Annotated in this window: 20 protein-coding genes; 8 read left to right on the forward strand and 12 right to left on the reverse strand. The window is 43.8% G+C overall.

What is annotated here, in order from left to right; genetic code table 11:
- Positions 1–3 precede the first annotated feature (3 nt).
- The 3 genes from DYB02_RS05410 to toxR are packed head-to-tail and all read right to left on the reverse strand — an operon-like array spanning position 4 to position 2,211.
- A complete protein-coding gene (locus DYB02_RS05410) occupies positions 4–759 on the reverse strand; it encodes a sulfite exporter TauE/SafE family protein (RefSeq protein WP_025504342.1) in 756 nt (251 codons plus the stop codon).
- Between the two features lie 46 nt (positions 760–805).
- Positions 806–1,321 carry a transmembrane regulator ToxS gene (gene toxS / locus DYB02_RS05415; RefSeq protein WP_005454545.1) on the reverse strand — a complete coding sequence of 172 codons (516 nt, stop codon included), beginning with the start codon at positions 1,319–1,321 and terminating at the stop codon, positions 806–808.
- 11 nt (positions 1,322–1,332) lie between these two features.
- Entirely contained in the window at positions 1,333–2,211 is an 879-nt protein-coding gene (toxR, locus tag DYB02_RS05420) for a transcriptional regulator ToxR (protein ID WP_029804710.1), read from the reverse strand.
- 270 nt (positions 2,212–2,481) lie between these two features.
- Between toxR and htpG the strand changes: the two genes are divergently transcribed.
- The 3 genes from htpG to hemH all read left to right on the forward strand — a co-directional run bounded on the left by htpG (position 2,482) and on the right by hemH (position 6,419).
- Positions 2,482–4,386: a molecular chaperone HtpG gene (htpG, locus tag DYB02_RS05425; protein WP_029804711.1), complete on the forward strand. Its 1,905-nt coding sequence runs from the start codon at positions 2,482–2,484 to the stop codon at positions 4,384–4,386.
- Positions 4,387–4,706: 320 nt separating this feature from the next.
- The gene (adk, locus tag DYB02_RS05430; RefSeq protein WP_005454556.1) at positions 4,707–5,351 is read left to right on the forward strand and encodes an adenylate kinase; all 645 of its coding nucleotides are present in this window, start codon (positions 4,707–4,709) and stop codon (positions 5,349–5,351) included.
- Positions 5,352–5,456: 105 nt separating this feature from the next.
- Complete coding sequence (gene hemH, locus DYB02_RS05435) at positions 5,457–6,419, forward strand: ferrochelatase (RefSeq protein WP_020904114.1); 963 nt, start codon at positions 5,457–5,459, stop codon at positions 6,417–6,419.
- A gap of 76 nt (positions 6,420–6,495) precedes the next feature.
- Here hemH and DYB02_RS05440 read toward each other — a convergent pair whose 3' ends face one another.
- Positions 6,496–7,884 (reverse strand): peptide MFS transporter, encoded by a 1,389-nt coding sequence (locus tag DYB02_RS05440; protein ID WP_005454549.1) that lies wholly within the window; start codon positions 7,882–7,884, stop codon positions 6,496–6,498.
- 333 nt (positions 7,885–8,217) lie between these two features.
- On the opposite strand from DYB02_RS05440, the gene rfaH reads away from it, so the two are divergent.
- Complete coding sequence (rfaH, locus tag DYB02_RS05445; RefSeq protein ID WP_005454588.1) at positions 8,218–8,718, forward strand: transcription/translation regulatory transformer protein RfaH; 501 nt, start codon at positions 8,218–8,220, stop codon at positions 8,716–8,718.
- Positions 8,719–8,835: 117 nt separating this feature from the next.
- Here rfaH and asnB read toward each other — a convergent pair whose 3' ends face one another.
- The 4 genes from asnB to nagA form a co-directional block, all read right to left on the reverse strand.
- On the reverse strand, positions 8,836–10,500 hold the full coding sequence (gene asnB, locus DYB02_RS05450; RefSeq protein ID WP_005454564.1) for an asparagine synthase B: 1,665 nt from the start codon (positions 10,498–10,500) through the stop codon (positions 8,836–8,838).
- Positions 10,501–10,742: 242 nt separating this feature from the next.
- Positions 10,743–12,332 carry a cation:proton antiporter domain-containing protein gene (locus DYB02_RS05455; RefSeq protein WP_005454558.1) on the reverse strand — a complete coding sequence of 530 codons (1,590 nt, stop codon included), beginning with the start codon at positions 12,330–12,332 and terminating at the stop codon, positions 10,743–10,745.
- Positions 12,333–12,413: 81 nt separating this feature from the next.
- Positions 12,414–13,628, reverse strand: coding sequence for a DNA-binding transcriptional regulator NagC (nagC, locus tag DYB02_RS05460; RefSeq protein ID WP_005454586.1), 1,215 nt, complete (start codon positions 13,626–13,628; stop codon positions 12,414–12,416).
- A 2-nt stretch (positions 13,629–13,630) separates the two neighbouring features.
- Positions 13,631–14,767, reverse strand: a complete 1,137-nt coding sequence (nagA, locus tag DYB02_RS05465; protein ID WP_023624136.1) for an N-acetylglucosamine-6-phosphate deacetylase — start codon at positions 14,765–14,767, stop codon at positions 13,631–13,633.
- A 489-nt stretch (positions 14,768–15,256) separates the two neighbouring features.
- Between nagA and nagE the strand changes: the two genes are divergently transcribed.
- Complete coding sequence (gene nagE, locus DYB02_RS05475; RefSeq protein ID WP_005454584.1) at positions 15,257–16,828, forward strand: N-acetylglucosamine-specific PTS transporter subunit IIBC; 1,572 nt, start codon at positions 15,257–15,259, stop codon at positions 16,826–16,828.
- A gap of 235 nt (positions 16,829–17,063) precedes the next feature.
- Positions 17,064–18,734: a glutamine--tRNA ligase gene (glnS, locus tag DYB02_RS05480; protein WP_017448750.1), complete on the forward strand. Its 1,671-nt coding sequence runs from the start codon at positions 17,064–17,066 to the stop codon at positions 18,732–18,734.
- 129 nt (positions 18,735–18,863) lie between these two features.
- Here the strand turns inward: glnS and fcrX are convergent, their stop codons facing one another.
- On the reverse strand, positions 18,864–19,313 hold the full coding sequence (fcrX, locus tag DYB02_RS05485) for a ferric iron uptake transcriptional regulator FcrX (RefSeq protein ID WP_005489847.1): 450 nt from the start codon (positions 19,311–19,313) through the stop codon (positions 18,864–18,866).
- 199 nt (positions 19,314–19,512) lie between these two features.
- Here fcrX and DYB02_RS05490 point away from each other — a divergent pair, with 199 nt between their 5' ends.
- On the forward strand, positions 19,513–20,016 hold the full coding sequence (locus DYB02_RS05490; protein WP_017448749.1) for a DUF4442 domain-containing protein: 504 nt from the start codon (positions 19,513–19,515) through the stop codon (positions 20,014–20,016).
- 50 nt (positions 20,017–20,066) lie between these two features.
- On the opposite strand, the gene fldA is transcribed toward DYB02_RS05490, so the two are convergent.
- The 3 genes from fldA to DYB02_RS05505 all read right to left on the reverse strand — a co-directional run bounded on the left by fldA (position 20,067) and on the right by DYB02_RS05505 (position 21,750).
- Complete coding sequence (gene fldA, locus DYB02_RS05495; protein ID WP_015296391.1) at positions 20,067–20,600, reverse strand: flavodoxin FldA; 534 nt, start codon at positions 20,598–20,600, stop codon at positions 20,067–20,069.
- Between the two features lie 48 nt (positions 20,601–20,648).
- Complete coding sequence (locus DYB02_RS05500; protein ID WP_005461613.1) at positions 20,649–20,870, reverse strand: DUF2788 domain-containing protein; 222 nt, start codon at positions 20,868–20,870, stop codon at positions 20,649–20,651.
- A 112-nt stretch (positions 20,871–20,982) separates the two neighbouring features.
- Complete coding sequence (locus DYB02_RS05505) at positions 20,983–21,750, reverse strand: alpha/beta fold hydrolase (protein ID WP_015296392.1); 768 nt, start codon at positions 21,748–21,750, stop codon at positions 20,983–20,985.
- 92 nt (positions 21,751–21,842) lie between these two features.
- Here DYB02_RS05505 and seqA point away from each other — a divergent pair, with 92 nt between their 5' ends.
- Positions 21,843–22,385, forward strand: a complete 543-nt coding sequence (gene seqA, locus DYB02_RS05510; protein ID WP_005489857.1) for a replication initiation negative regulator SeqA — start codon at positions 21,843–21,845, stop codon at positions 22,383–22,385.
- Positions 22,386–22,399 lie beyond the last annotated feature (14 nt).

Below are 22,399 nucleotides of genomic sequence, written 5' to 3' on the forward strand. Positions count from 1 at the left end.
GGGTTAAACCAGCAATTTGATGCCCACGGCAAACGTGAGAATTTCGAACGCAATTTTAATCACTCGGTTGCTATAGCGAGTTGCGGCCCACGCGCCTAAACTGCCCCCAAGAAAAGAGCTCAACAACAATACTGGTAACCAAGCCCAGTGAATCGGTGCTCCTGCTTGTACAACCGCGACGCCACCAATACCATTCCAAAACAGGCCGACACAAATCATGGTGTAGGCGACCGCTTGTTTGTAATCGAACCCAAACCAACGCACAAGAAAGAGAGTGACAAGCAACCCAGACCCAGCGGTTAAAGACCCGTTGACGATGCCTATCAACATGATGCCAATACCACCAAGAATCCAACCCAATTGATTGCGATGCTTAATGATTTCGGTTTGCCCCAGCTGCTTTTTCAAGCGGGAATAAATACCGAGTGCCAGAATCATACTGCCTAGCATCTTTTCCGCAATACCATCAGGGATATGAACGATGAGGTTTGCGCCAATCACAACGCCTATACTGCCAACAAAAATCAGATAAAGGGCGATGGGCAATTTAATGGTGCCGGCTTTGAGGTGAGTGCTTGCAGCTCCTAAGCCTAAAGCAACAGAAGCCACTTTATGAGTGCCTAGTGCAACGGAGAACGGTAAGCCAAGAAAAATAAGTAGAGGAAACTGTAGCAAACCGGCGCCGCCACCAGAAAGAGATGCCAACGTATTTGCAACGAGCGAGCCGAAAAAGAGAGTGAAAGTGTCTAACCAATCCATGAGAAAAAATTAAGGGGGCATCTTGCCCCCTTATCACTAATTAAATTCAGTTTCTAAACAGTACCGTAGAACCGTGATTTAGGCTAGTTAATAGCAGAGTCTTCTCATTAACCACGTCAATTCGGCGGCTTTGTTCTGCATCTAGCTTAAAGATTTGAGTAATTAAACGTAGTTGCGCTTCAGAAAAATCCTTGGATTGAGAAGAGGAAATATCTTTGAACTCAGAAGGAGAAACAAGCAGATAGTTATCACTCACTTCCCAGCGACCTTTCTCTGAAATATTAATTGTCGATTCAGCCGTCGAGCCTTGTGCGAACAGTTTGATGTTTGCCACGCGAATGTAATCGCCATTCGGCAGGTACTTAACGTTCGACTCCACATTTACTCGACGTAACGGGCCTACGGTATCGTCTGGCAAGTTATCAGTAATCACAGTCACCATGGTTGACTGCCATTCATTTGATGTAAGCACTTGCTCAACTTTAAGGTCACTGCCCCAGTACAACCAACCACTGAAAAGGATAGATACGGCCAAAACCGCAGATGCTACTTTAATCTTCATGCTGGCCTCCTTTATTTGCAGATGTCTGTTGGATCATTTTGACCTGCGAAAATACGCAATGTCACGTTCTCATACGAGTGGTTGCTGTCATGAATGTAGTTCAAAATCAGCTGGTTATTTTGTCCGCCAGTGGCAATTACTTCCACTGGTAACGAGTCTTCTGCATGGTGCTTAACGTAGCGTTCAATGCACTGCTCAATAGAAGGCAACCAGTTGTTGATTTGCGGGTGATTTACAGGTGTCATCACTGGTACGTTCTGATACTCACCAATCTGACGGAACTGAGATTCCGCAGGGTTTGTAAACAGCAGTACGCAAATCGGTAGTAATAGTGCCAAAAATAAAATAACGCGTGGAATCCAAGGATTCACAGCAGAAGCCACAGGTGCTTTTTCAGGTACTACTGGCGCTTCTGGTTCAACGATTGCGTCAGAAGGCGTCGCTAAAGGCGGCTCTACGATCGTTTCTACCTCATGAGCAGAGGCGTCATTGTTATCAGAAGCAGGTTCTTCAACTTCAATTGAGCTTGAGTCTGAAGAAAGCGGGCTTAGGCGTTCAACAGTACAAATGAGTTGATAGCCTCGTTTTGGAACGGTTTTAACAAACTCTGGAGATTTGGTTGAATCCTTCAACATCTTACGCAGAGTAGAAATCGCTTGAGTCAGGCTTGAGTCATCCACCTCAAAACCTTGCTCACGCCAAACAAACTCGTGAAGCTCGTTACGGGTTAAAACTTCGTTTGGTCTCTCCGCCAACATCAGGAGTATACGGCTTTCGTTGCTTCCTAATCGTACAACTTCGTTGCCGCTTTGTTGGTCAGCGAGCGAATTACTATTTGGATCAAAGGTAAACCTTTGAGCAAGTAGAAATTTGGTGCCGATGTTAGTCATTTAGTTCTTCTTAGATGGATGATGTTGTAATTATGGTGATTTATATCACAAAATTACGTTTGCGCATGGGAGATACGCGACGTTTTAGATGCTTTTAGGGGGGTAGGATAATTAAATTTTTCTAAAAAAACACCGTTTTTAGCAATATTGACCTTGAATTTACATTTGTCAGCCACATGTTAAATGACATCTTAGTGTGGTGATTTCATGGGGCTAAATCACAAAGTCGTCCCAGAAAAAGCCTGTTAGTTTAGATGTTATGGAGCACACATGAGCGAAACCGTATCTCAAAATAAAGAAACTCGTGGTTTTCAATCAGAAGTAAAACAACTACTTCATTTAATGATCCATTCTCTTTATTCCAATAAAGAGATCTTTTTGCGCGAGCTGATTTCTAACGCATCAGATGCATCAGACAAATTGCGTTTTCAGGCACTTTCGAATCCAGATTTATATGAAGGTAACGCAGATCTTGGCGTTAAGCTGTCATTTGATGAAAGTGCAAATACCCTAACGATTTCTGATAACGGTATCGGTATGAGCCGTAATGACGTTATCGAACATTTAGGCACCATCGCAAAATCAGGCACCGCGGAATTCTTCTCAAAGCTTTCAGAAGAGCAAAGCAAAGACTCGCAATTGATCGGCCAATTTGGTGTTGGCTTCTACTCTGCATTTATCGTTGCTGATGCGGTGACCGTGCGCACTCGTGCAGCAGGTTTGCCAGCAGAAGAAGCAGTGCAATGGCATTCTGCTGGTGAAGGTGAGTACACCATTGAAAACATCACTAAAGAATCTCGTGGTACCGACATTATTCTTCACATGCGTGACGAAGGTAAAGAGTTCTTAAATGAATGGCGCTTGCGCGATGTCATCAGCAAGTACTCGGATCACATCGGCATTCCTGTTTCTATCCAAACTGTAGTGCGTGATGAAGACGGTAAAGAGACAGATGAGAAGAAGTGGGAGCAAATCAACAAAGCTCAAGCGTTGTGGACGCGTAATAAAGCAGATATCTCAGATGAAGAGTACCAAGAATTCTACAAACACGTTTCACACGATTTCGCTGATCCATTGGTGTGGAGCCATAACCGCGTAGAAGGTAAAAACGACTACACTAGCCTACTTTACATCCCATCGAAAGCGCCATGGGATATGATGAATCGTGATCATAAGTCAGGTCTGAAACTGTACGTGCAACGTGTGTTCATTATGGATGATGCTGAACAGTTTATGCCGTCTTACCTGCGTTTCGTACGTGGCTTGATTGATTCAAACGATCTGCCACTCAACGTTTCGCGCGAAATTCTACAAGACAACAAAGTGACTCAGTCGCTACGCAATGCATGCACGAAACGTGTACTGACTATGCTTGAGCGCATGGCGAAGAATGATGAAGAAAAATACCAATCATTCTGGAAAGAGTTTGGTCTAGTGTTGAAAGAAGGCCCAGCGGAAGACTTTGCGAACAAAGAGAAAATTGCAGGTCTATTGCGTTTTGCTTCAACAGAAGTTGATTCAGCGGAACAAACCGTTGGTCTTGCGTCCTACGTTGAGCGCATGAAAGAAGGCCAAGATAAGATCTACTACTTAACTGCAGACAGCTACGCGGCGGCGAAGAACAGCCCTCACTTAGAGCAGTTTAAAGCGAAAGGCATCGAAGTCATTCTGATGTTCGACCGCATTGACGAGTGGTTGATGAACTACCTAACTGAGTTTGATGGTAAGCAGTTCCAATCGATTACCAAAGCTGGCCTTGACTTGAGTAAGTTTGAAGACGAAGCCGATAAAGAAAAGCAAAAAGAAACCGAAGAAGAGTTCAAATCGGTTGTTGAGCGTACCAAGTCTTACCTGGGTGACCGCGTGAAAGACGTGCGTACGACCTTTAAACTTGCATCTACACCCGCAGTCGTTGTGACGGATGATTACGAGATGGGGACTCAGATGGCGAAGCTGCTTGCTGCCGCAGGTCAAGCTGTGCCAGAAGTAAAATACATCTTTGAAATCAACCCAGAGCACGAACTTGTTAAGCGCATGGCGGATGAAGCGGATGAAGAAGCGTTTGGCCGCTGGGTCGAAGTGCTACTTGGTCAAGCCATGTTAGCAGAGCGCGGCTCGATGGAAGATCCAACGCAGTTCTTGGGTGCTATCAACCAGCTTTTGACTAAGGTTTAATAAGTCATCAATATCGAAAAGCTCGCATAATGCGAGCTTTTTGTTTGTTGTCGCAAAATTTTGCATTACAGGTGTTGAGTTAATAATCAATAGCTGCAGAAAGAGGGTGTTGTTAACATTCTTTAGTCTTAATTCACTCTTTGCTCTGTGAACCTGTGATAGAATCTGTGACTTGAATGTGAGTAATAAGGCGTGTATTTTTGCCCGCCTATATACCTTATACCGAAACTTATCGTTGCGAGCGCTTCTAGGGTTTATGCCTGCGAAGCACAGCTATTGTGAGCTTCGGTATAAATCTTAAATATAAAAGAGGATAAATCATGCGCATCATTCTTCTAGGTGCTCCAGGTGCAGGTAAAGGCACACAAGCAAACTTCATCATGGATAAATACGGTATTCCACAAATCTCTACTGGTGATATGCTTCGTGCTGCTATCAAAGCAGGTACAGAACTTGGCAAACAAGCTAAAGCTGTTATCGACGCTGGTCAGCTAGTTTCTGATGAAATCATCCTTGGTCTTATCAAAGAGCGTATCGCTCAAGACGATTGTGAGAAAGGTTTCCTACTAGATGGTTTCCCACGCACTATTCCTCAGGCTGATGGCCTAAAAGAAATGGGCGTTGAAGTAGATTACGTTATCGAATTCGACGTAGCTGACGATGTGATCGTTGAGCGTATGGCTGGTCGTCGTGCTCACCTTCCTTCAGGTCGTACTTACCACGTTGTTTACAACCCACCTAAAGTGGAAGGTAAAGACGACGTAACGGGTGAAGATCTTGTTGTTCGCGATGACGACAAAGAAGAAACAGTACGTGCACGTCTAGGTGTTTACCACGAGCAAACTGCACCACTTATCGATTACTACGGTAAAGAAGCTGCAGCAGGCAAAACTAAGTACCTAAAATTTGACGGTACTAAGCAAGTTGCTGAAGTAAGTGCTGATATCGAGAAGGCATTAGCATAATAGGTAATACCTATTATCAAAATTTTTAATAATTTTGTTATAGTGAAGCGGCCGTAAGGTCGCTTTTTTTATACATTTTATATGCTGGGAAAACAAAGGGACGCAATGCAAACTAAAAATAAACAAGGTGTGTTACTGGTTAACCTAGGAACACCTGATGAACCTACCGCTCCAGCGGTTAAGCGCTTCTTAAGTCAGTTTCTTCATGATCATCGTGTAGTCGATATGACACGATGGCTTTGGTGTCCAATTTTACATGGTGTGATTCTTCCAATGCGCTCGCCAAAGGTCGCTAAGTTGTATGAATCGGTATGGATGGAAGAGGGCTCACCTTTAATGGTGTATTCCAAACGCCAGGCAAAGAAACTTGCTCAGCATCTCGATATGCCTGTGGAACTCGGCATGACTTATGGCAACCCAAGCCTTCAATCTGGTTTTGAAGCTCTTATCGCTCAAGGTGTGGAAGAGGTGATTGTGCTACCGTTGTACCCACAATACTCTGGTACAACCACAGCAGCCGTGTCTGATGGAATCACAAAAGCGTTTAAGCAACTGCCAGTGATGCCAGCATTCAGCTTTATTCGCGATTATCACGATCATCCAATGTACATCGAAGCGCTTGCGCACTCGGTTCGACAATACTGGGAAGAGCATGGCAAAGGGGATTACTTACTGTGTTCATATCACGGTATTCCTAAACGTTATGCAGACAATGGCGATATTTATCCTCAGCATTGTGAAGCGACCACTCGCTTGCTCGGTGAGGCGCTTGGTTTATCATCGGATCAGATTGGTATGTCTTATCAGTCTCGTTTTGGCCGAGAAGAGTGGCTACAGCCTTACACTGATAAAACATTGGAAACCATCACCAGTAAAGGCGTTAAGAAAATTGATATCATGACTCCTGCATTTTCATCTGATTGTTTAGAAACTTTGGAAGAAATTGCGGGAGAGAACAAAGAGATCTTTATGGAAGCGGGTGGTGAGCAGTTCCACTATATTCCATGCCTTAATGACGATGATATGCATATCGATATGATGGCAGAACTAGTACGCAGCAAGCTGTAGAGCTTTGGTATTCTGCACTGAATGAATACAGAAAAGGGTCGCGATTGCGACCCTTTTTAGTAACTTTGAAACCATGTTAAGCAACTTGTGTTTGTTGCTCTTCAATTTGTTCTGCAGTGCTGTGAGTGTTTTCTGCACCGTGCATCCAACGAACAAGCGTGTTCGAGAATAACATTAGAATCACACCACTGATCAATGCGGTTACTGCGATGCCACTAAAGATAGCCATTGCACCAAGTTCACCCACATGAGAACCCACGTAACCAGCGACATAGTTCGCAATAGCGTTACAACCAAACCATGCACCCATCATCAACGATGCAAGACGTAGCGGAGCCAGTTTGGTTACAAGAGACAGACCAATAGGGGATAGACACAGTTCGCCCAAAGTATGGAAGAAGAACGCGCCAACTAGCCATAGCATGGATGTTTTCACGTTAGTATCACCACCTTGTTCCATTACTGCACCAACCATGCATAGGAAGCCTAGTGCCAAGAAGAACATAGCTAAAGCAAATTTCGCTGGTGAGTTTGGTTCACGTTTACCTAGTTTCACCCATAGAACCGCAAGGACAGGCGCAAGCGTAATGATAAAGAATGGGTTTAGTGACTGGAACCAAGCTGCAGGTACTTCAAAACCGCCAATCATACGATCGGTGTACTGCTGAGTGTAAATGTTCATCAGACCGCCAGCTTGCTCGAAACCAGCCCAGAATACGATAGTAAACAGGCTCATCACCAAGATAACTTTAATGCGATCTACTTCTTCTTTGGTAAGAGGCTGTTTTGTTTTGGCGTTCTTATTGTTTAGGTCGCGTTTCGCGGCTGGCTCACGGCCAATATCGCCAAGCCAAGACTGTGAAAGCGACATTTGCATGACAAGGCTGATTATCATACCCACGCCCGCTGCTACGAAACCTGCTTTCCAACCAAATGAGTTCGTTACAGATCCAGAAACCACGCCGGCTAGTAAAGCACCAAGGTTGATACCCATGTAGAAGATAGTGAAAGCGCCATCACGACGGTTATCACCTTCATTGTAAAGGTCGCCAACCATGGTAGAGATATTTGGCTTGAATAGACCGTTACCACAAATAAGCAGAGCAAGACCTAAATAGAAAGTGTGAAGTGCTCCGAAGCCTAGTGCGTCAGCCGGAAGTGCCAGTGTGAACTGGCCGATAGCCATTAATGCACCACCAAGCAAAATTGAGCGGCGTTGGCCAAGGTAGTTATCGGCAAGGTAACCACCAATCAATGGGGTAATGTAAACAAGGCCGGTGTAAATGCCATAAAGGTCGAGCGCGTCTTTCGTTGACCAGCCCAAACCACCATTCATTGTGGTATCAGTTAAGTAGAGTACTAGAATGGCACGCATTGCGTAGTAGGAAAAGCGTTCCCAGAGTTCTGTGCCGAACAATAAGAACAAGCCACGAGGGTGACCGAAATATTGATGTTGGTTTGACATAAGCTCTTCTAATAGTAGTTATTACATTTTTTAACGACACCTACGTATACATTGCAATTTAACTGCTTACAAACAATAAAATTTTGCCTTACGACTAAATAACATTGTTAAGTCACTGTTTATTTTTGATTTTGTGGAGCTTTTGTTGGTGATTGGGGTGTGTTACAAACTTAATTTTCATTTTTGCCTATGGACTTATTTTCTTAACCTTTTGAAAAAGTGTAAGTTATGCGAACAATGTATAATGTTCTTCTTATGGATAATTTGAATATTCATGACTCACCTTTAGCTTAATGCTAGGATGAAACAAAAATATAATTGGCTAGTAATAAAATGAAACGTTGGTATTTACTTTATTGTAAGCGTGGAGAACAAATAAGGGCTAAGCAGCATCTTGAAAATCAAGGTGTTGAGTGCTTCTACCCAACTGTAGAAGTCGAAAAAATCTTGCGCGGTAAGCGACAAAAGGTCGAAGAACCGTTGTTTCCTTGTTATGTATTTGCACGTTTTGATTATGAACAAGGCCCGAACTTTACGTCGGTTCGGTCGACGCGCGGTGTTGTCGACTTTGTTCGATTTGGTGCCCAACCAAAAGAAGTTCAAGGCGATCTTGTGTTTGAGTTGAAGCAGCTAGAGAAATGCTGCACAGAAAAAAACATATCCGAATGCATGCCTAAACCAGGTGATCAGGTTCGTGTTAAGAGCGGACAATTTGCAGGTATTGATGCCATTTTCCAAGAACAAGACGGAGAGAAGCGTTCAATCATGTTGGTACAAATGATCTCGAAGCGAGTGCCAGTTAGCATTGATAACACCGATTTAGACTTAAAGTAGTCGCTTAATACTCATAACAACCAACACAAAAAAGAGGTGCGCACGCACCTCTTTTTTTGATCTTAACGTCAACAAGTTAAATAACTGGGCTGGATTGCTGCTCCAGCCCAATTCTGCTTAGTAAGCGTCGTTGTGAACGGTTTGCACTGCACGGCCTGAAGGGTCAACACAGTTCTTGAATGACTCATCCCACTCAATCGCTTTCGCTGATGAACACGCTACAGAAGGACCACCTGGTACACATTCTGCAGCTGATGGTAATGGGAACAACTCCTCAAAAATTTCGCGGTATACGTAACCTTCTTTAGTTGTTGGTGTGTTGTATGGGAAGCGGTACTGAGCCGTTTCCATCTGTTGATCGGTTACTTTCTCTTCTGCTACGGCCTTCAATGTGTCAATCCAGCTGTAACCTACGCCATCAGAAAACTGCTCTTTTTGACGCCAAGCGATTGAGTCTGGTAAGTAATGCTCAAAACATTCGCGAAGAATGTGTTTTTCCATCTTACCGTTGCCACACATTTTGTCTGCAGGGTTTAAGCGCATTGCGACATCAATGAACTCTTTATCCAAGAATGGTACACGGCCTTCAACGCCCCATGCCGCCAACGATTTGTTCGCACGAGCACAGTCAAACATGTTTAGAGCCAGCAGTTTACGAACCGTTTCTTCGTGGAACTCTTTTGCGTTTGGCGCTTTGTGGAAGTACAAGTAACCACCGAAGATTTCATCAGCGCCTTCACCAGAAAGCACCATTTTGATGCCCATTGCCTTGATTTTACGGCCCATAAGGAACATCGGCGTTGAGGCACGAATCGTTGTTACGTCATAAGTCTCGATGTGGTAAATTACGTCACGAATAGCATCCAAACCTTCTTGAATGGTGTATGTCATTTCGTGGTGAACGGTACCAATTTTTTCTGCCACTTCACGTGCTGCTTTTAAGTCTGGAGCGCCTTCAAGACCAACCGCAAAAGAGTGAAGTTGAGGCCACCATGCTTCTGATTTTTCATCGTCTTCGATACGCATTGCTGCATAGCGTTTTGCTACCGCAGATGTGATGGATGAATCCAGACCACCAGATAATAGTACGCCGTATGGTACGTCAGTCATTAGTTGACGTTTCACCGCTGCTTCCAGTGCTTCTGTTAGTTCTTCTTTACTCGTGCTGTTACCTTGAACAGCGGCATATTCGTTCCAGTCACGGATGTAGTAACGCTGAGGTTCTGCATCTTTTGAGCTGTAGTGCGAACCTGGAGGGAATTCGCTGACTGTTTTACAAACGGGTACGAGTGCTTTCATTTCGGAAGCGACGTAGTAGTTACCGTGTTCATCGTAACCTTGGTAAAGTGGAATGATACCGATATGGTCACGACCTACTAGGTACTCATCTTTTTCTTCATCGTACAGTACGAAAGCAAAAATGCCGTTTAGCTCTTCAAGAAGATCAGCTCCCATATCTTGATACAGCGCTAAAATAACTTCACAGTCAGAGTCTGTTTGGAATTCGTACTTGCCTTCGTAGCGAGCGCGAATCTCTTTGTGGTTGTAGATCTCACCGTTAACGGCAAGGATTAGTTTTTTATCAGGGCTGTATAGTGGTTGAGCACCGCTATTTAAACCAACGATAGCCAAGCGCTCGTGAGCTAGGATTGCTCTTTCTGAAGAGTAGATACCAGACCAGTCAGGGCCACGGTGACGAAGCTTTTTCGACATTTCTAACGCGATAGGACGCAGTGCCGCTGCATCACTTTTAATGTCTAAAATCCCAAATACTGAACACATACAACATCCTTTCTAAACTAAACAATTTCTAATCGGTATGGATTCAATTTGCCATTCTGAGTAAAAAAAGCAACGTTTTGTGATTAAAAAAATGATAAAAAGCCTTGTTGATTAAATGATATTTAATTTATTTGTTGTTTTGATGAATGGAATTAAGGTTTGGTATGAAAATCAAACAAAAAAGCCTCTCTATTGATAGAAAGGCTTTTAATTGGTAGTAGCGTTGTTGCGTATTTTTAGGGTTATTTTATCGAGGTGAACTGAGGTTCTAGTTGTTTGCACACGTGTCGCGCAAAACCACTACCTGCTTCGCTGTATATATTAAAGGCAGCGTCCACACCACTTTCCAACAAACCTTCTAGTTGGTCTGGATATTCTGCAATAGCGGCAATTTGCCCTTTGTAGTTTCTACGCTGAAGTTGTTCTAGTGCCGTCTGATTACCTTGATGGTGTGGCATTGCCAATAAAACTAACTTTACATGACCAGTATCTAGGATTCGTTCCCAAAAATCTGGGTCGGTAGCATCCCCTGAAATGACATTACGTCCTTCTGAACGGTGTTGTTGCGCTGCTTCTTCACGGATCTCAATCCCCAGAGAAATCTTGCCGTAACGTGCGCGTAGCTCGTCATATGCACCGGTACCAATTCGCCCCATACCTAGAATAAGTACTTGAGCATGTCCCGGGTTGATCAACTGGTCACGTTGGTTGAGTTTCTCTGCAGCCGTTTCTTGTAACCATTTACCGGAATGTTGATAAATTTTATGGCCCAAGCGATTTAGAGGTGCTGAGATAATAAAGGATAGTGAAACCGCTACAGCGATGGCTGCGAGCATGTCACTCGGCATCCACCCCATTTTGTACGCCAGGCCACCGACAATGAGCCCGAATTCGCTGTAGTTAAATAGTGATAAAGAAGCGAGTAGGGAAGTACGCACGCGAAACTTAAAGTGGTTGATTGTGAGGAAGTATAGCAGCCCTTTAATAGGTAGAAGGACAATGAATAAAAGCGCTAGTGCGATACCCGTTAGACTCAAAGATGCGGATAAGCCGATATTTAAGAAGAAGCAGACGAGAAAGAGCTCTTTCATATTAAATAGCGATTTAGACAACTCTGACGCTTTACGGTGACCAGCGAGCATCATGCCAAGAATCAAGGCGCCAAGGTCTGGTTTCATTCCAACTAACTCAAACAGTCCGGCACCCACAACAAGCGCGAAGAAAATGCCGAACAGCACTAACATCTCGCCGTGGCCTACTTTATCCAATAACTTGTAAAACAGCGGGCGCAGGAGAGGAAGAGCAAATAGACCTATGGCGTACCATTCTGGCACTTTGCCTGTTGAAACAGTCAGAAACACGACCGCGAAGATATCTTGCATAACCAAAATACCGATGGCCAGTGTGGCGTATGTCGCGTTGAGTTCACCTTTTTCCTGCAGTGTTTTTACCGCGAAAACAGTGCTAGAGAAGGAAAGTGCAAAGGCTAGGAGCAATATCTGCCCGCTTTCCATACTTGCAAGGGACGTTAATCCAAGCAGTTTCAGCCCTGACAACGCAAGGGCAAAAAAAGCGGTTGAAAGAATATTGTGCGCTGTTGCGCCGCCCCAAATTTCTTTGGAGAGCAATGTTTTTACATCGAGCTTTAAGCCAATAGTAAAAAGCAAAAGAGTAACGCCGAGATCAGCCAGAGTGACAATAACGTCATTACTTTGATAGCCAAAGGCATGTAAGCCAAAACCCGCTAGTAGAAAACCGACTAGAGGGGGAAGGCTGCATTTGAGCGCGATGAAGCCTGCTAAAAAAGCCGTTGTAATTAGAATAATTTCCATACTGTTGAGCTAGATTCCTGATATACGAAAACGGGCTGTGAAAACACAGCCCGAGATTGTAACTCAATTAGTTGTATAAACTTAGTCTTCTAGTAACTTTTGTAACAAAACGCCATTTAACATTGCTCGTTTTATCATGGCAAAAGCGCCCATTGTTGGCTGCTTATCAATGTGAGAAGCCACAATTGGAAGATCGTTGTGGAAGGTTTTCAGTGACTGGTTTTCTACATTTCTTTGAATTGCAGGGAAAACAATGTCTTGTGCAGCCGTGATGTCACCTGCAATCACGATTTTTTGTGGGTTAAACAAGTTGATGGTGATAGCGATGGCTTTACCCAACTGGTTACCAACACGTACTAAGCTCTGTTTCGCGAGCTCATCACCGTTCATAGCATGAGTGCATACATCTTCAATCGTAATGTGCTCCAATTGCGTTAAGCTAGACTCATAGCCTTGTGCTATGAGCTGTTTAACGCGTTGGATGATCGCTGGGTTAGCAGCAACCGTTTCAAGACAGCCAAAGTTGCCGCATTGGCATTGCTCACCAAGAGGGTCAATTTGAATGTGGCCAATTTCACCTACGTTACGGTTAAAACCTAGAAACACTTGGCCGTTAACAATGATACCTGCGCCAGTACCGCGGTGTACACTGACTAAGATAGAGTCTTGGCAATCTTGGCTAGCACCAAAATAATGTTCTGCAAGTGCCATACCACGGACGTCGTTACCGACAAAGCAAGCCGTATTGAACTTCTCTCGGATAATTTCACCAAGCGCAAGGTTATCAATATCCGTATTTGGCATGTACTCAACGACGCCTGTCGTAGGGTTAACTAGGCCTGGTAACGTAATACCGATAGCAATCAACTGGTCAATTTTATCTTGGCAACGACTTACGAAGTCTTTTAATAAATCAATAAGACCTGCGATCAAATCGGCTTGGTTGGTGTAGTGAAGTTCGTGTTGATCTTCTGCCAGTGCAGTGCCGCCTAAGTCATAGAGACAGAATTGAACGTAGTCTCGACCCAAACGAACGGCGATAGAGTGAAAAGGCTTCACTTCAGTGGTCAATGAGATTGCTCGACGACCACCTGTTGAAGCTTGTTGGGCGACCTCTTTAATGAGGCCGCGTTCCAATAGTTGACGGGTGATTTTAGTAACACTCGCTGGAGCAAGCTGGCTAACATCCGCGACTTGAATTCGGGAGATAGGACCTTGCTGATCAATCAGCCTGTATACCGCAGCGCTGTTAAGCTGTTTTACTAAATCTACATTACCAATCTGTCCGCCATTCATGCTTAATTTTGCTCGTATTGTCCGTTAACAACCGTCGCTTTAACGTTGAAGTCACGATCGAAAATAGTTAGGTTTGCAACCATGCCTTTTCGAATACGGCCGAGACGGTCCTCAACGCCAATTGCTGTCGCTGGGTACAGTGTAGCCATTCGTAGAGCTTCTTCTAAAGCGATACCTGCGTGCTCAACTGTGTTCTGAACTGCTTCAATCATAGTCAGAGCTGAGCCGCCTAGTGTGCCGTTTTCATCAACACACTTACCATCTCGGTAATATACTTTCTTACCGACAAAAATAAAGTGATCAATGTTAGCACCTGCCGGAGCTGTGGCATCGGTCACCAAAACAAGCTTTTCACCTTTGATTTTATGAGCAATTCGAATGTTTGCGTAGTCTACGTGGAAGCCGTCAGCAATGATGCCTGCGTAGATCTCTGGTGTATCGTAAATAGCACCAACCACTCCTGGCTCACGACCAACCATAGGAGTCATCGCATTGAATAGATGAGTGGCAAAAGTAATACCAGCCTCAAACCCTTTACGAGCTTCAGCATAGGTCGCGTTTGTGTGACCGATTGAAACCACAATGCCTGCAGCTTTTAGGCGTGCGATATGTTCAGGGTCGTTCTGCTCTGGCGCAAGAGTTACTTTGGCAATGATGTCTGCATTTGAGCAAATAAGGTCAATCATGCCGTCATCGGATGGACGGATGAAGTCAACGCTATGAATACCTTTTTTCGCGACGTTAAGGTATGGGCCTTCAAGATGTAGGCCAAGCGATTGGTTTTGGTATTTTTTGTGATATTCGCGAGCTGCGGCGATTGCCGCGCGCATATCTTCATCAGAAGACGTAATAAGCGTAGGAAGGAAGCTGGTACAACCCGACTTTAGGTTTGCTTCGTGCATGATTTGCATCGTTTCTGCTGTGATAGCATCGTTCAACATGACGCCGCCACAACCGTTCAGTTGCAGGTCGATAAAACCAGGACTTAAGTTAGCTCCATTAAGATCTTTTACTTCAATGCCTTTCGGTAGTTCAGCAACGGGCACAATGGATTGAATTAGATCGTTTTCAACGATGACCGCATGATCGGTAAGAACATCACTACCGGTATAGATTTTACAGTTACTTAGCGCGTACATAGTCAGCTAGTCCTTATAGATGAGAATTCAATTTCTGTATCGTTATCTAATCGGCGACTGAATGAGTCATGTGGGTACTTAGTTTGTATCACTGAATTAGATAACGAGTCACATACAGCAAGTTGCGTTTTATCGATGTCATTGTCAGAGTAACTAACTGAAAAATAATAAATGAATTGTTTTTTATGATTCTTTTTCAGAGCAAAGTTACTAAGAATTACCCGCCGAGATACCAAAATAACACTGATTCTGCCTTGCATAAAGTGCGAGAATATTATCTTTAAAACGCCATTTTTTCGTATAATAAAATAAGTTTTATGATCTCGCTAGCAAAAACCTTTCGAAAGGGCAAATTGTGGTGATTATGATCACAAACAATGAGCTTTTAATTTGCGGAGCAAAATTAATGTCATAAACTGACGATGACTAAATTGAACGACTGAAATAAGTCATTCAACATAACATCGAATCCTATAGGGGGAACTTAAGGTGAATATTCTCGGATACGCGCAGAAGTTAGGTAAAGCTCTTATGCTTCCTATCGCGACTTTGCCAATCGCAGGCTTGTTACTGCGCTTGGGCCAACCTGATGTATTTGACATCGCGTTTATGGCACAAGCCGGTAACTCAATCTTCTCTAACCTTCCATTGTTATTTGGTCTAGGTATCGCGATCGGCTTATCAAAAGACGGTCAAGGTGCTGCAGGTCTTGCTGGTGCGGTTGCGTACTTCGTACTTACTGCGACAGCGTCAACAATCGATGCGTCAGTTAACATGTCATTCTTCGGTGGTATCATCGCAGGTATCATTGCTGGCCATTCTTACAACGCTTTCCATGCAACACGCCTTCCTGAGTGGCTAGCATTCTTCTCTGGTAAGCGCCTAGTGCCAATTATGGCTGGTTTGTTCGCCCTAGTTGCTGGTGCTGTTTCAGGTATTGTATGGCCAACAATCCAAGGTGGTCTAGATGCACTTGCTCACGGTATCTCTACTTCTGGCGCAATCGGTCAGTTTGTATACGGTACGCTTAACCGTGCTCTAATTCCTGTAGGTCTGCACCACGTACTGAACTCTTTCTTCTGGTTTGGTATGGGCTCTTGTCAAGAAGTGCTAGTTTCTGGCGCAACAGCTGCTGGTCAAGCTCTTCCTGCACTACAACAACTTTGTGTTGACCCAGCTCTAGCTAAGACTCTTGTTGCTGGTCAAACTCACACATTTGAATTCGCTAACTCAGTAACTCCAGAAATTACAGCAACTGTTAAAGAAGTAACTGAAACAGTTAAATCTGGTGACCTACACCGTTTCTTCGGCGGCGATAAGAGCGCTGGTGTATTCATGAACGGTTTCTTCCCAGTAATGATGTTCGGCCTACCAGGTGCAGCACTTGCTATGTACCTAGCAGCTCCTGTTGAGAAACGTAGCCAAGTTGGTGGTGCATTGTTCTCTGTTGCATTCTGTTCATTCCTAACTGGTATCACAGAGCCTCTAGAGTTTATGTTCGTATTCCTAGCTCCTGCTCTATACGCGATTCACGCAGTGTTCACTGGTCTATCGCTAGTTGTTGCTAACATGCTTGGTACGCTACACGGCTTCACATTCTCTGCTGGTCTAATTGACTACTTGTTGAACTACGGTCTAGCAACTAAACCTCTACTACTAGGTGCAGTTGGTCTTGGCTTCGGTGCTCTTTACTTCTTCACATTCAGCTTCGCAATCCGCGCGTTTAACCTAAAATCGCCAGGCCGTGAAGATGATGATAGCCAAGCAGCAGCACCAGCAGGTGAAGCAAAAAGTGGTGACCTAGCTCGTCAATACCTAAAAGCGCTAGGTGGTCATGACAACCTAACTTCAATTGACGCATGTATCACTCGTCTACGTCTAACTCTGAAAGATCGTTCAGTAGCTGATGAAGAAGTGTTGAAGAAACTAGGTGCGAAAGGTGTTGTTAAACTAGGTGAAAACAACCTTCAAGTTATCCTTGGTCCTCTAGCAGAAATCGTTGCTGGTGAAATGAAAGCAATCGGCGCAAACGAAGACCTATCGAATGTAAAACTACCATAATTACATCGAACTAATATTTGATTAGAGACCTCCTTCGGGAGGTCTTTTTTTGTTTTAGTGCTTTGAATCTGCTGTGCATTCACGCGAACTCGATAAATATTGCCGTTTTAGCGCGAGTTCTTGTTGTCTAATGGCTTAGAATTGTGGATCATTAGAAACAATGCACTCTGTAAAACCATATCGGATACAGAGTTCCGTTTTCTCTGACAATACTTATATTTTTGAGGTGCTATAGATGAGTGAAGCTGATGCTCGTCCATCAAACTTTATTCGCCAGATCATTGATAAGGATCTAGCGGATGGCAAACACACTAGCGTGCATACTCGATTCCCGCCGGAGCCAAATGGCTACCTGCACATCGGTCATGCTAAGTCTATCTGTTTGAACTTCGGTATTGCTCAGGACTACCAGGGTCAATGTAACTTACGTTTCGACGATACAAACCCTGAAAAAGAAGACATCGAATACGTTGAGTCTATCAAGAAAGATGTAAACTGGTTAGGCTTCGAGTGGGATGGTGAAGTATGTTACTCATCAAACTACTTCGACAAGCTTTACGAATATGCAATTGAATTGATTAACAAAGGCTTAGCGTACGTAGATGAGCTAAGTCCAGAGCAGATTCGTGAGTACCGTGGCACGCTAAAAGAGCCAGGTAAGCCAAGCCCATACCGCGACCGTTCTGTTGAAGAAAACTTAGCGCTATTTGAAAAAATGCGCGCAGGTGAATTTGAAGAAGGTAAAGCGTGTCTTCGTGCGAAGATCGATATGGGTTCGTCATTCATGGTTATGCGTGATCCAGTGCTATACCGTGTACGTTTTGCTACTCACCATCAAACGGGTGATAAGTGGTGCATTTACCCAATGTACGACTTCACACACTGTATCTCTGATGCGCTAGAAGGCATTACGCACTCTATCTGTACGCTAGAGTTCATGGACAACCGTCGTTTGTACGACTGGGTATTAGACAACATCACAATTGATTGTCGTCCTCATCAATACGAGTTCAGCCGTCTAAACCTAGAATACACAGTGATGTCTAAGCGTAAGCTAAACCAACTAGTAACCGAAAAATTGGTTAACGGTTGGGATGATCCTCGTATGCCAACAGTATCTGGTTTACGTCGTCGTGGTTTCACACCTGCGTCAATCCGCGAATTCTGTAAGCGTATCGGCGTGACGAAGCAAGAAAACATGATCGAGTTTAGCTCGCTTGAATCTTGTATTCGTGACGACCTAAACGAAAATGCACCTCGTGCGATGGCTGTGTTGGACCCTGTTAAAGTTGTTATTGAGAACTTTGAAGAGGGCGCTGTAGAAAATCTAACGCTGGCTAACCATCCAAATAAACCTGAAATGGGTGAGCGTGAAGTGCCGTTTACTCGTGAAGTTTGGATCGAGCGTGAAGACTTCCGTGAAGAAGCGAATAAAAAGTACAAGCGTCTAGTTCTTGGTAAAGAAGTTCGTTTACGTGGTGCTTACGTGATCAAAGCTGAGCGTGTTGAAAAAGACGCGGAAGGCAACATCACAACGATTTACTGTACTTACGATCCCGAAACGCTAGGCAAAAACCCAGCAGATGGTCGTAAAGTTAAAGGCGTAATTCACTGGGTATCTGCGGATAAAGCGCTACCAGCAGAAATTCGCCTATACGATCGTTTGTTCACTGTTCCAAATCCTGCAGCAGCAGAAGACTTCGCTTCAACCATTAACCCTGATTCACTCGTTGTGATCAACGGTTTCGTTGAGCCAAGCCTGGCATCTGCAGAAGCAGAGCAAGGCTACCAGTTCGAGCGTATGGGTTACTTCTGTGCGGATTCTAAAGATTCAACTGCAAATAACCTAGTGTTCAACCGCACGGTTGGCCTACGTGATACATGGGCGAAAATTGAGAACCAATAATCTCAATCGTTACCTATAGAAAAATGCCAGCAATTGCTGGCATTTTTGTTTTTGGATTAAGCAAAACAAAAAGTACAGATACAAAAAACGCCAGCTTTAACTGGCGTTTATTTTTAATCTACAAGCAAATTATTTTGCAGGTTTGTGCGCATCTGGGTTTTCTTTGCAACCACCGTCACTGCATTTACCGTATAGGTATAAGCTGTGGTTTGTTAGCGTCACATTGTACTTAGCTGCGATTTCGCGTTGGCGCTCTTCAATGATGTCGTCAGAAAACTCAATTACTTCACCACAGTCTAGACATACTAGGTGGTCGTGGTGATGTTGAGTTGACAATTCGAAGACTGACTTGCCACCTTCAAAGTGGTGACGAGTAACAATACCTGCATCGTCGAATTGGTTTAGAACGCGATAAACAGTTGCTAGACCTATCTCTTCACCTAGATCAATCAGCTTTTTGTACAAATCTTCAGCACTGATGTGCTGGCAGTCTGGCTGCTGAAGTACTTCTAGAATTTTTAGCCTTGGAAGGGTAACTTTTAGACCCGCATCCTTCAGCGCCTGATTATTATCTGACATATACTTTCCCGTTGGATCATCTGCAGCGATTTAACAGAATTCAATATTCCTACCATTATAGGCGAAGCGCTAAAAACATTAAACCACGAACTTCAAAGGGTTAATAGAATCTTTTTGTAAATTGGAAATGGGTCGATTATATTACAGATCTGACCAGTTACAATTTTGTAACATGAGCTTAGAGAGGGCACGGACTGCAATGAATAAGCGACTCGCGAAGATTTATAAACCAGGGATTGTGAAATTTGCGTTGAATGTATGGCCACCATTTTGGGGGGCCGGAATTAAAATCTTACATATTTCTGAAGACTTCCGAATGGTTAAAGTTCGTTTGAAACTTCGCTGGTGGAACAAAAATGCCAATCGTACACAGTATGGAGGCAGTATTTTTTCCTTAACCGATCCCATTTACTCTCTCATGTTGATGGGTATTCTACGTGAAGAGTATTACGTGTGGGATAAAGAGGCGAGCATCAACTTTATCAAGCCAGGACAAAGCGATTTGTTTGCTGAGTTTAAGATCACGGATGGCATGCTAGACGAGATCTATCAGATGACTCGAAACGGCGAAAAGTGCTTTCCTGAATTCATTACGCATGTAAAAGACAAACAAGGGAATGTGGTATCTGAAGTTCAGCGCAAGTTATATGTGAGAAAGAAGCCTCAATATCGAGAAGAAGAGGCGGTAACGGAAGCGCCTTAATTTAATGCTATAAAAAAGACCTCTAATCGGAGGTCTTTTTTAATACTTACTTAGCCTTCTAGCTCAGCTAGGCACATTTCTTCGTAAATCTGCTTAACCCAGTTTTCGACGCGTTGGTCAGTCAACTCAGGTTGACGGTCTTCATCAATACATAGACCTACGAATTGGCTTTCGTCGCCTTCTACAAGTGCTTTTGAAGCTTCAAACTCGTAGCCTTCAGTTGAAGTATGGCCAAGAATTGTGCCGCCTTTAGACTCAACGATGTCACGCACTGTACCCATCGCATCGCAGAAGTATTCTGCGTAGTCTTCTTGGTCGCCACAGCCGAAGATAGCCACTAGCTTAGTAGAGAAATCGATCTGCTCAAGTTCAGGGAAGAAATCATCCCAATCACATTGTGCTTCGCCGTAGTACCAAGTAGGGATACCTAGAAGAAGAAGATCAAAGTTATCAATGTCTTCTTTGCTGCTTTTCGCGATGTCTTGAACGTGAACTAGATGTTTGCCTAGTTGCTTTTGAATCATCTTTGCAACGGCTTCAGTATTACCTGTGTCGCTACCGAAGAAGATACCTACACTTGCCATAGAGTCTATACCTTTACATTGTTTGTTATGGGCAATGGTACTGAGGGTTTAACCTAACCCCGAGCCTTCCCAAGTGAGCTGAATAATGCCTTTTGCAATAAAGCCAGCACAGCCTAGGAAAAGGACTAACCATACAATACGACGACCAAAAACAGGTACATTGCCTTGCTTTAGCACATCTTTTATTGCCATCCCGATGAAAAAGAAGATAGCAGCAAAAAGAAGATCGAGCCCAATAGACTCGAGCATATCCATATAGTCGTAAAGCATTTTAGTCCTTCATGCCGAAAAATCATGGGCGCACTATACCACTGTTACACAGTATTGTTAATGCACTACAAGGAGGGTTATTTCAATAATCTATTGTTGCTTTTCGAATTTGTTAACTCGAAATGTATTTCCGGATCACTCGCATCACTTCAGCGGGTTTTTCTGCGTGTAACCAATGGCCAGTGTTGGCAATAATGTGTGCTTTAGCTTGTTTGAATTGTCGTTGTACTGACGGTTGGTGCTCTGGCATTAAGTAGTCCGAATCTCCGCCTTTAATGAAGAGTGTCGGGATCTCGGTAGGAGCAATATCTTGCCAGCCAATGATCTCAGCATAGTTACTTAATAAACTGTCGACGTTAAATCGCCAAGCCATATGGTCTTCGTTTTTAAACAGCGATTTTGAGAGAAATTGTCTAACGCCATCCATCTCAATGTGTTGAGCTAAGATTTCTAACGTTTGTTGACGGTTCTCAGGTTTTTCTTTGATAACGGCCAGCAAACCATCAAATACGTTGTCGTGACGATTGGTCTGGTAAGCTACTGGAGCCATGTCCAATACGACCAACTGTTTCACAAGATTTGGTGCTATATCAGCGAGTTTCATCGCGACTTTACCGCCCATTGAATGGCCGACGATTATCGATGGCTCAACGTTTAAGTGCTGAAGAAGCGTCGCGACATCTTGTGCCATGTCAGTGTAGTTATGAGTATCAGAGTGGAAAGAGAGACCGTGATTGCGTAGGTCGATACTGATCACTGAGTGATCTTCAACAAGATCACGAGCCAATAGGCCCAGATTACTTAAACTACCAAACAATCCGTGAATCAAAACAACTGTTTGGCCTTGGCCTTCCTGCTTATAGTTGAGTAATGCTGACATTTTATCTTATTCGTGATGGGTTTAACGTGGAGTATCCGAAAGGATCTCGTTATAATCCCCCAGAGTTTAAACATTGAGAATGTGAAAAGCGAATGAAAACAATTGAGGTTGATGAGGATCTATACCGTTACATTGCTAGCCAAACTAAGCATATCGGTGAAAGCGCCTCGGATATTTTGCGACGCCTTTTAAACCTTGATGGTCAGTTGCAGGTAGCAGAATCGGCACCAGCAGTAGAGAAGCCACAAGGGATTGTAGTAAGTAAAGATGCGGGCAAAGCAGAATCTATTGATGTAGTGAAAGAGATGCGTTCGCTGCTAATTTCTGATGAGTTTGCCGGTCTAAAAAAAGCGATTGATCGCTTTATGTTAGTACTATCGACCTTACATAAGTTAAATCCAGAAGGCTTCGCACAAGCGACAAACGTAAAGGGACGCAAACGCGTTTACTTTGCAGACAATGAAGAAACCTTACTGGCCAATGGTAACACCACCAAGCCTAAAGCCATTCCAGGTACGCCGTTTTGGGTTATCACAAACAACAATACCAGTCGTAAGAGACAAATGGTTGAACAAGTGATGACGCACATGGAGTTCCAACCTGACTTGATAGAAAAAGTAACAGGTTCAATCTAAGAAACCTGATAGAA

The sequence above is a fragment of the Vibrio parahaemolyticus genome, from assembly GCF_900460535.1.
In the GTDB taxonomy this organism is placed as follows: domain Bacteria; phylum Pseudomonadota; class Gammaproteobacteria; order Enterobacterales; family Vibrionaceae; genus Vibrio; species Vibrio parahaemolyticus.

Coding starts and splice junctions, on each gene's coding strand:
- toxS (WP_005454545.1), bottom strand. CDS start 1,321: ATGAAGATTAAAGTAGCATCTGCGGTTTTGGCCGTATCTATCCTTTTC.
- DYB02_RS05455 (WP_005454558.1), bottom strand. CDS start 12,332: ATGGAAATTATTCTAATTACAACGGCTTTTTTAGCAGGCTTCATCGCG.
- adk (WP_005454556.1), top strand. CDS start 4,707: ATGCGCATCATTCTTCTAGGTGCTCCAGGTGCAGGTAAAGGCACACAA.
- DYB02_RS05410 (WP_025504342.1), bottom strand. CDS start 759: ATGGATTGGTTAGACACTTTCACTCTCTTTTTCGGCTCGCTCGTTGCA.
- glnS (WP_017448750.1), top strand. CDS start 17,064: ATGAGTGAAGCTGATGCTCGTCCATCAAACTTTATTCGCCAGATCATT.
- DYB02_RS05440 (WP_005454549.1), bottom strand. CDS start 7,884: ATGTCAAACCAACATCAATATTTCGGTCACCCTCGTGGCTTGTTCTTA.
- hemH (WP_020904114.1), top strand. CDS start 5,457: ATGCAAACTAAAAATAAACAAGGTGTGTTACTGGTTAACCTAGGAACA.
- seqA (WP_005489857.1), top strand. CDS start 21,843: ATGAAAACAATTGAGGTTGATGAGGATCTATACCGTTACATTGCTAGC.
- nagC (WP_005454586.1), bottom strand. CDS start 13,628: ATGAATGGCGGACAGATTGGTAATGTAGATTTAGTAAAACAGCTTAAC.
- htpG (WP_029804711.1), top strand. CDS start 2,482: ATGAGCGAAACCGTATCTCAAAATAAAGAAACTCGTGGTTTTCAATCA.
- DYB02_RS05500 (WP_005461613.1), bottom strand. CDS start 20,870: ATGCTTTACGACTATATGGATATGCTCGAGTCTATTGGGCTCGATCTT.
- nagA (WP_023624136.1), bottom strand. CDS start 14,767: ATGTACGCGCTAAGTAACTGTAAAATCTATACCGGTAGTGATGTTCTT.
- asnB (WP_005454564.1), bottom strand. CDS start 10,500: ATGTGTTCAGTATTTGGGATTTTAGACATTAAAAGTGATGCAGCGGCA.
- DYB02_RS05505 (WP_015296392.1), bottom strand. CDS start 21,750: ATGTCAGCATTACTCAACTATAAGCAGGAAGGCCAAGGCCAAACAGTT.
- rfaH (WP_005454588.1), top strand. CDS start 8,218: ATGAAACGTTGGTATTTACTTTATTGTAAGCGTGGAGAACAAATAAGG.
- toxR (WP_029804710.1), bottom strand. CDS start 2,211: ATGACTAACATCGGCACCAAATTTCTACTTGCTCAAAGGTTTACCTTT.
- fldA (WP_015296391.1), bottom strand. CDS start 20,600: ATGGCAAGTGTAGGTATCTTCTTCGGTAGCGACACAGGTAATACTGAA.
- DYB02_RS05490 (WP_017448749.1), top strand. CDS start 19,513: ATGAATAAGCGACTCGCGAAGATTTATAAACCAGGGATTGTGAAATTT.
- fcrX (WP_005489847.1), bottom strand. CDS start 19,313: ATGTCAGATAATAATCAGGCGCTGAAGGATGCGGGTCTAAAAGTTACC.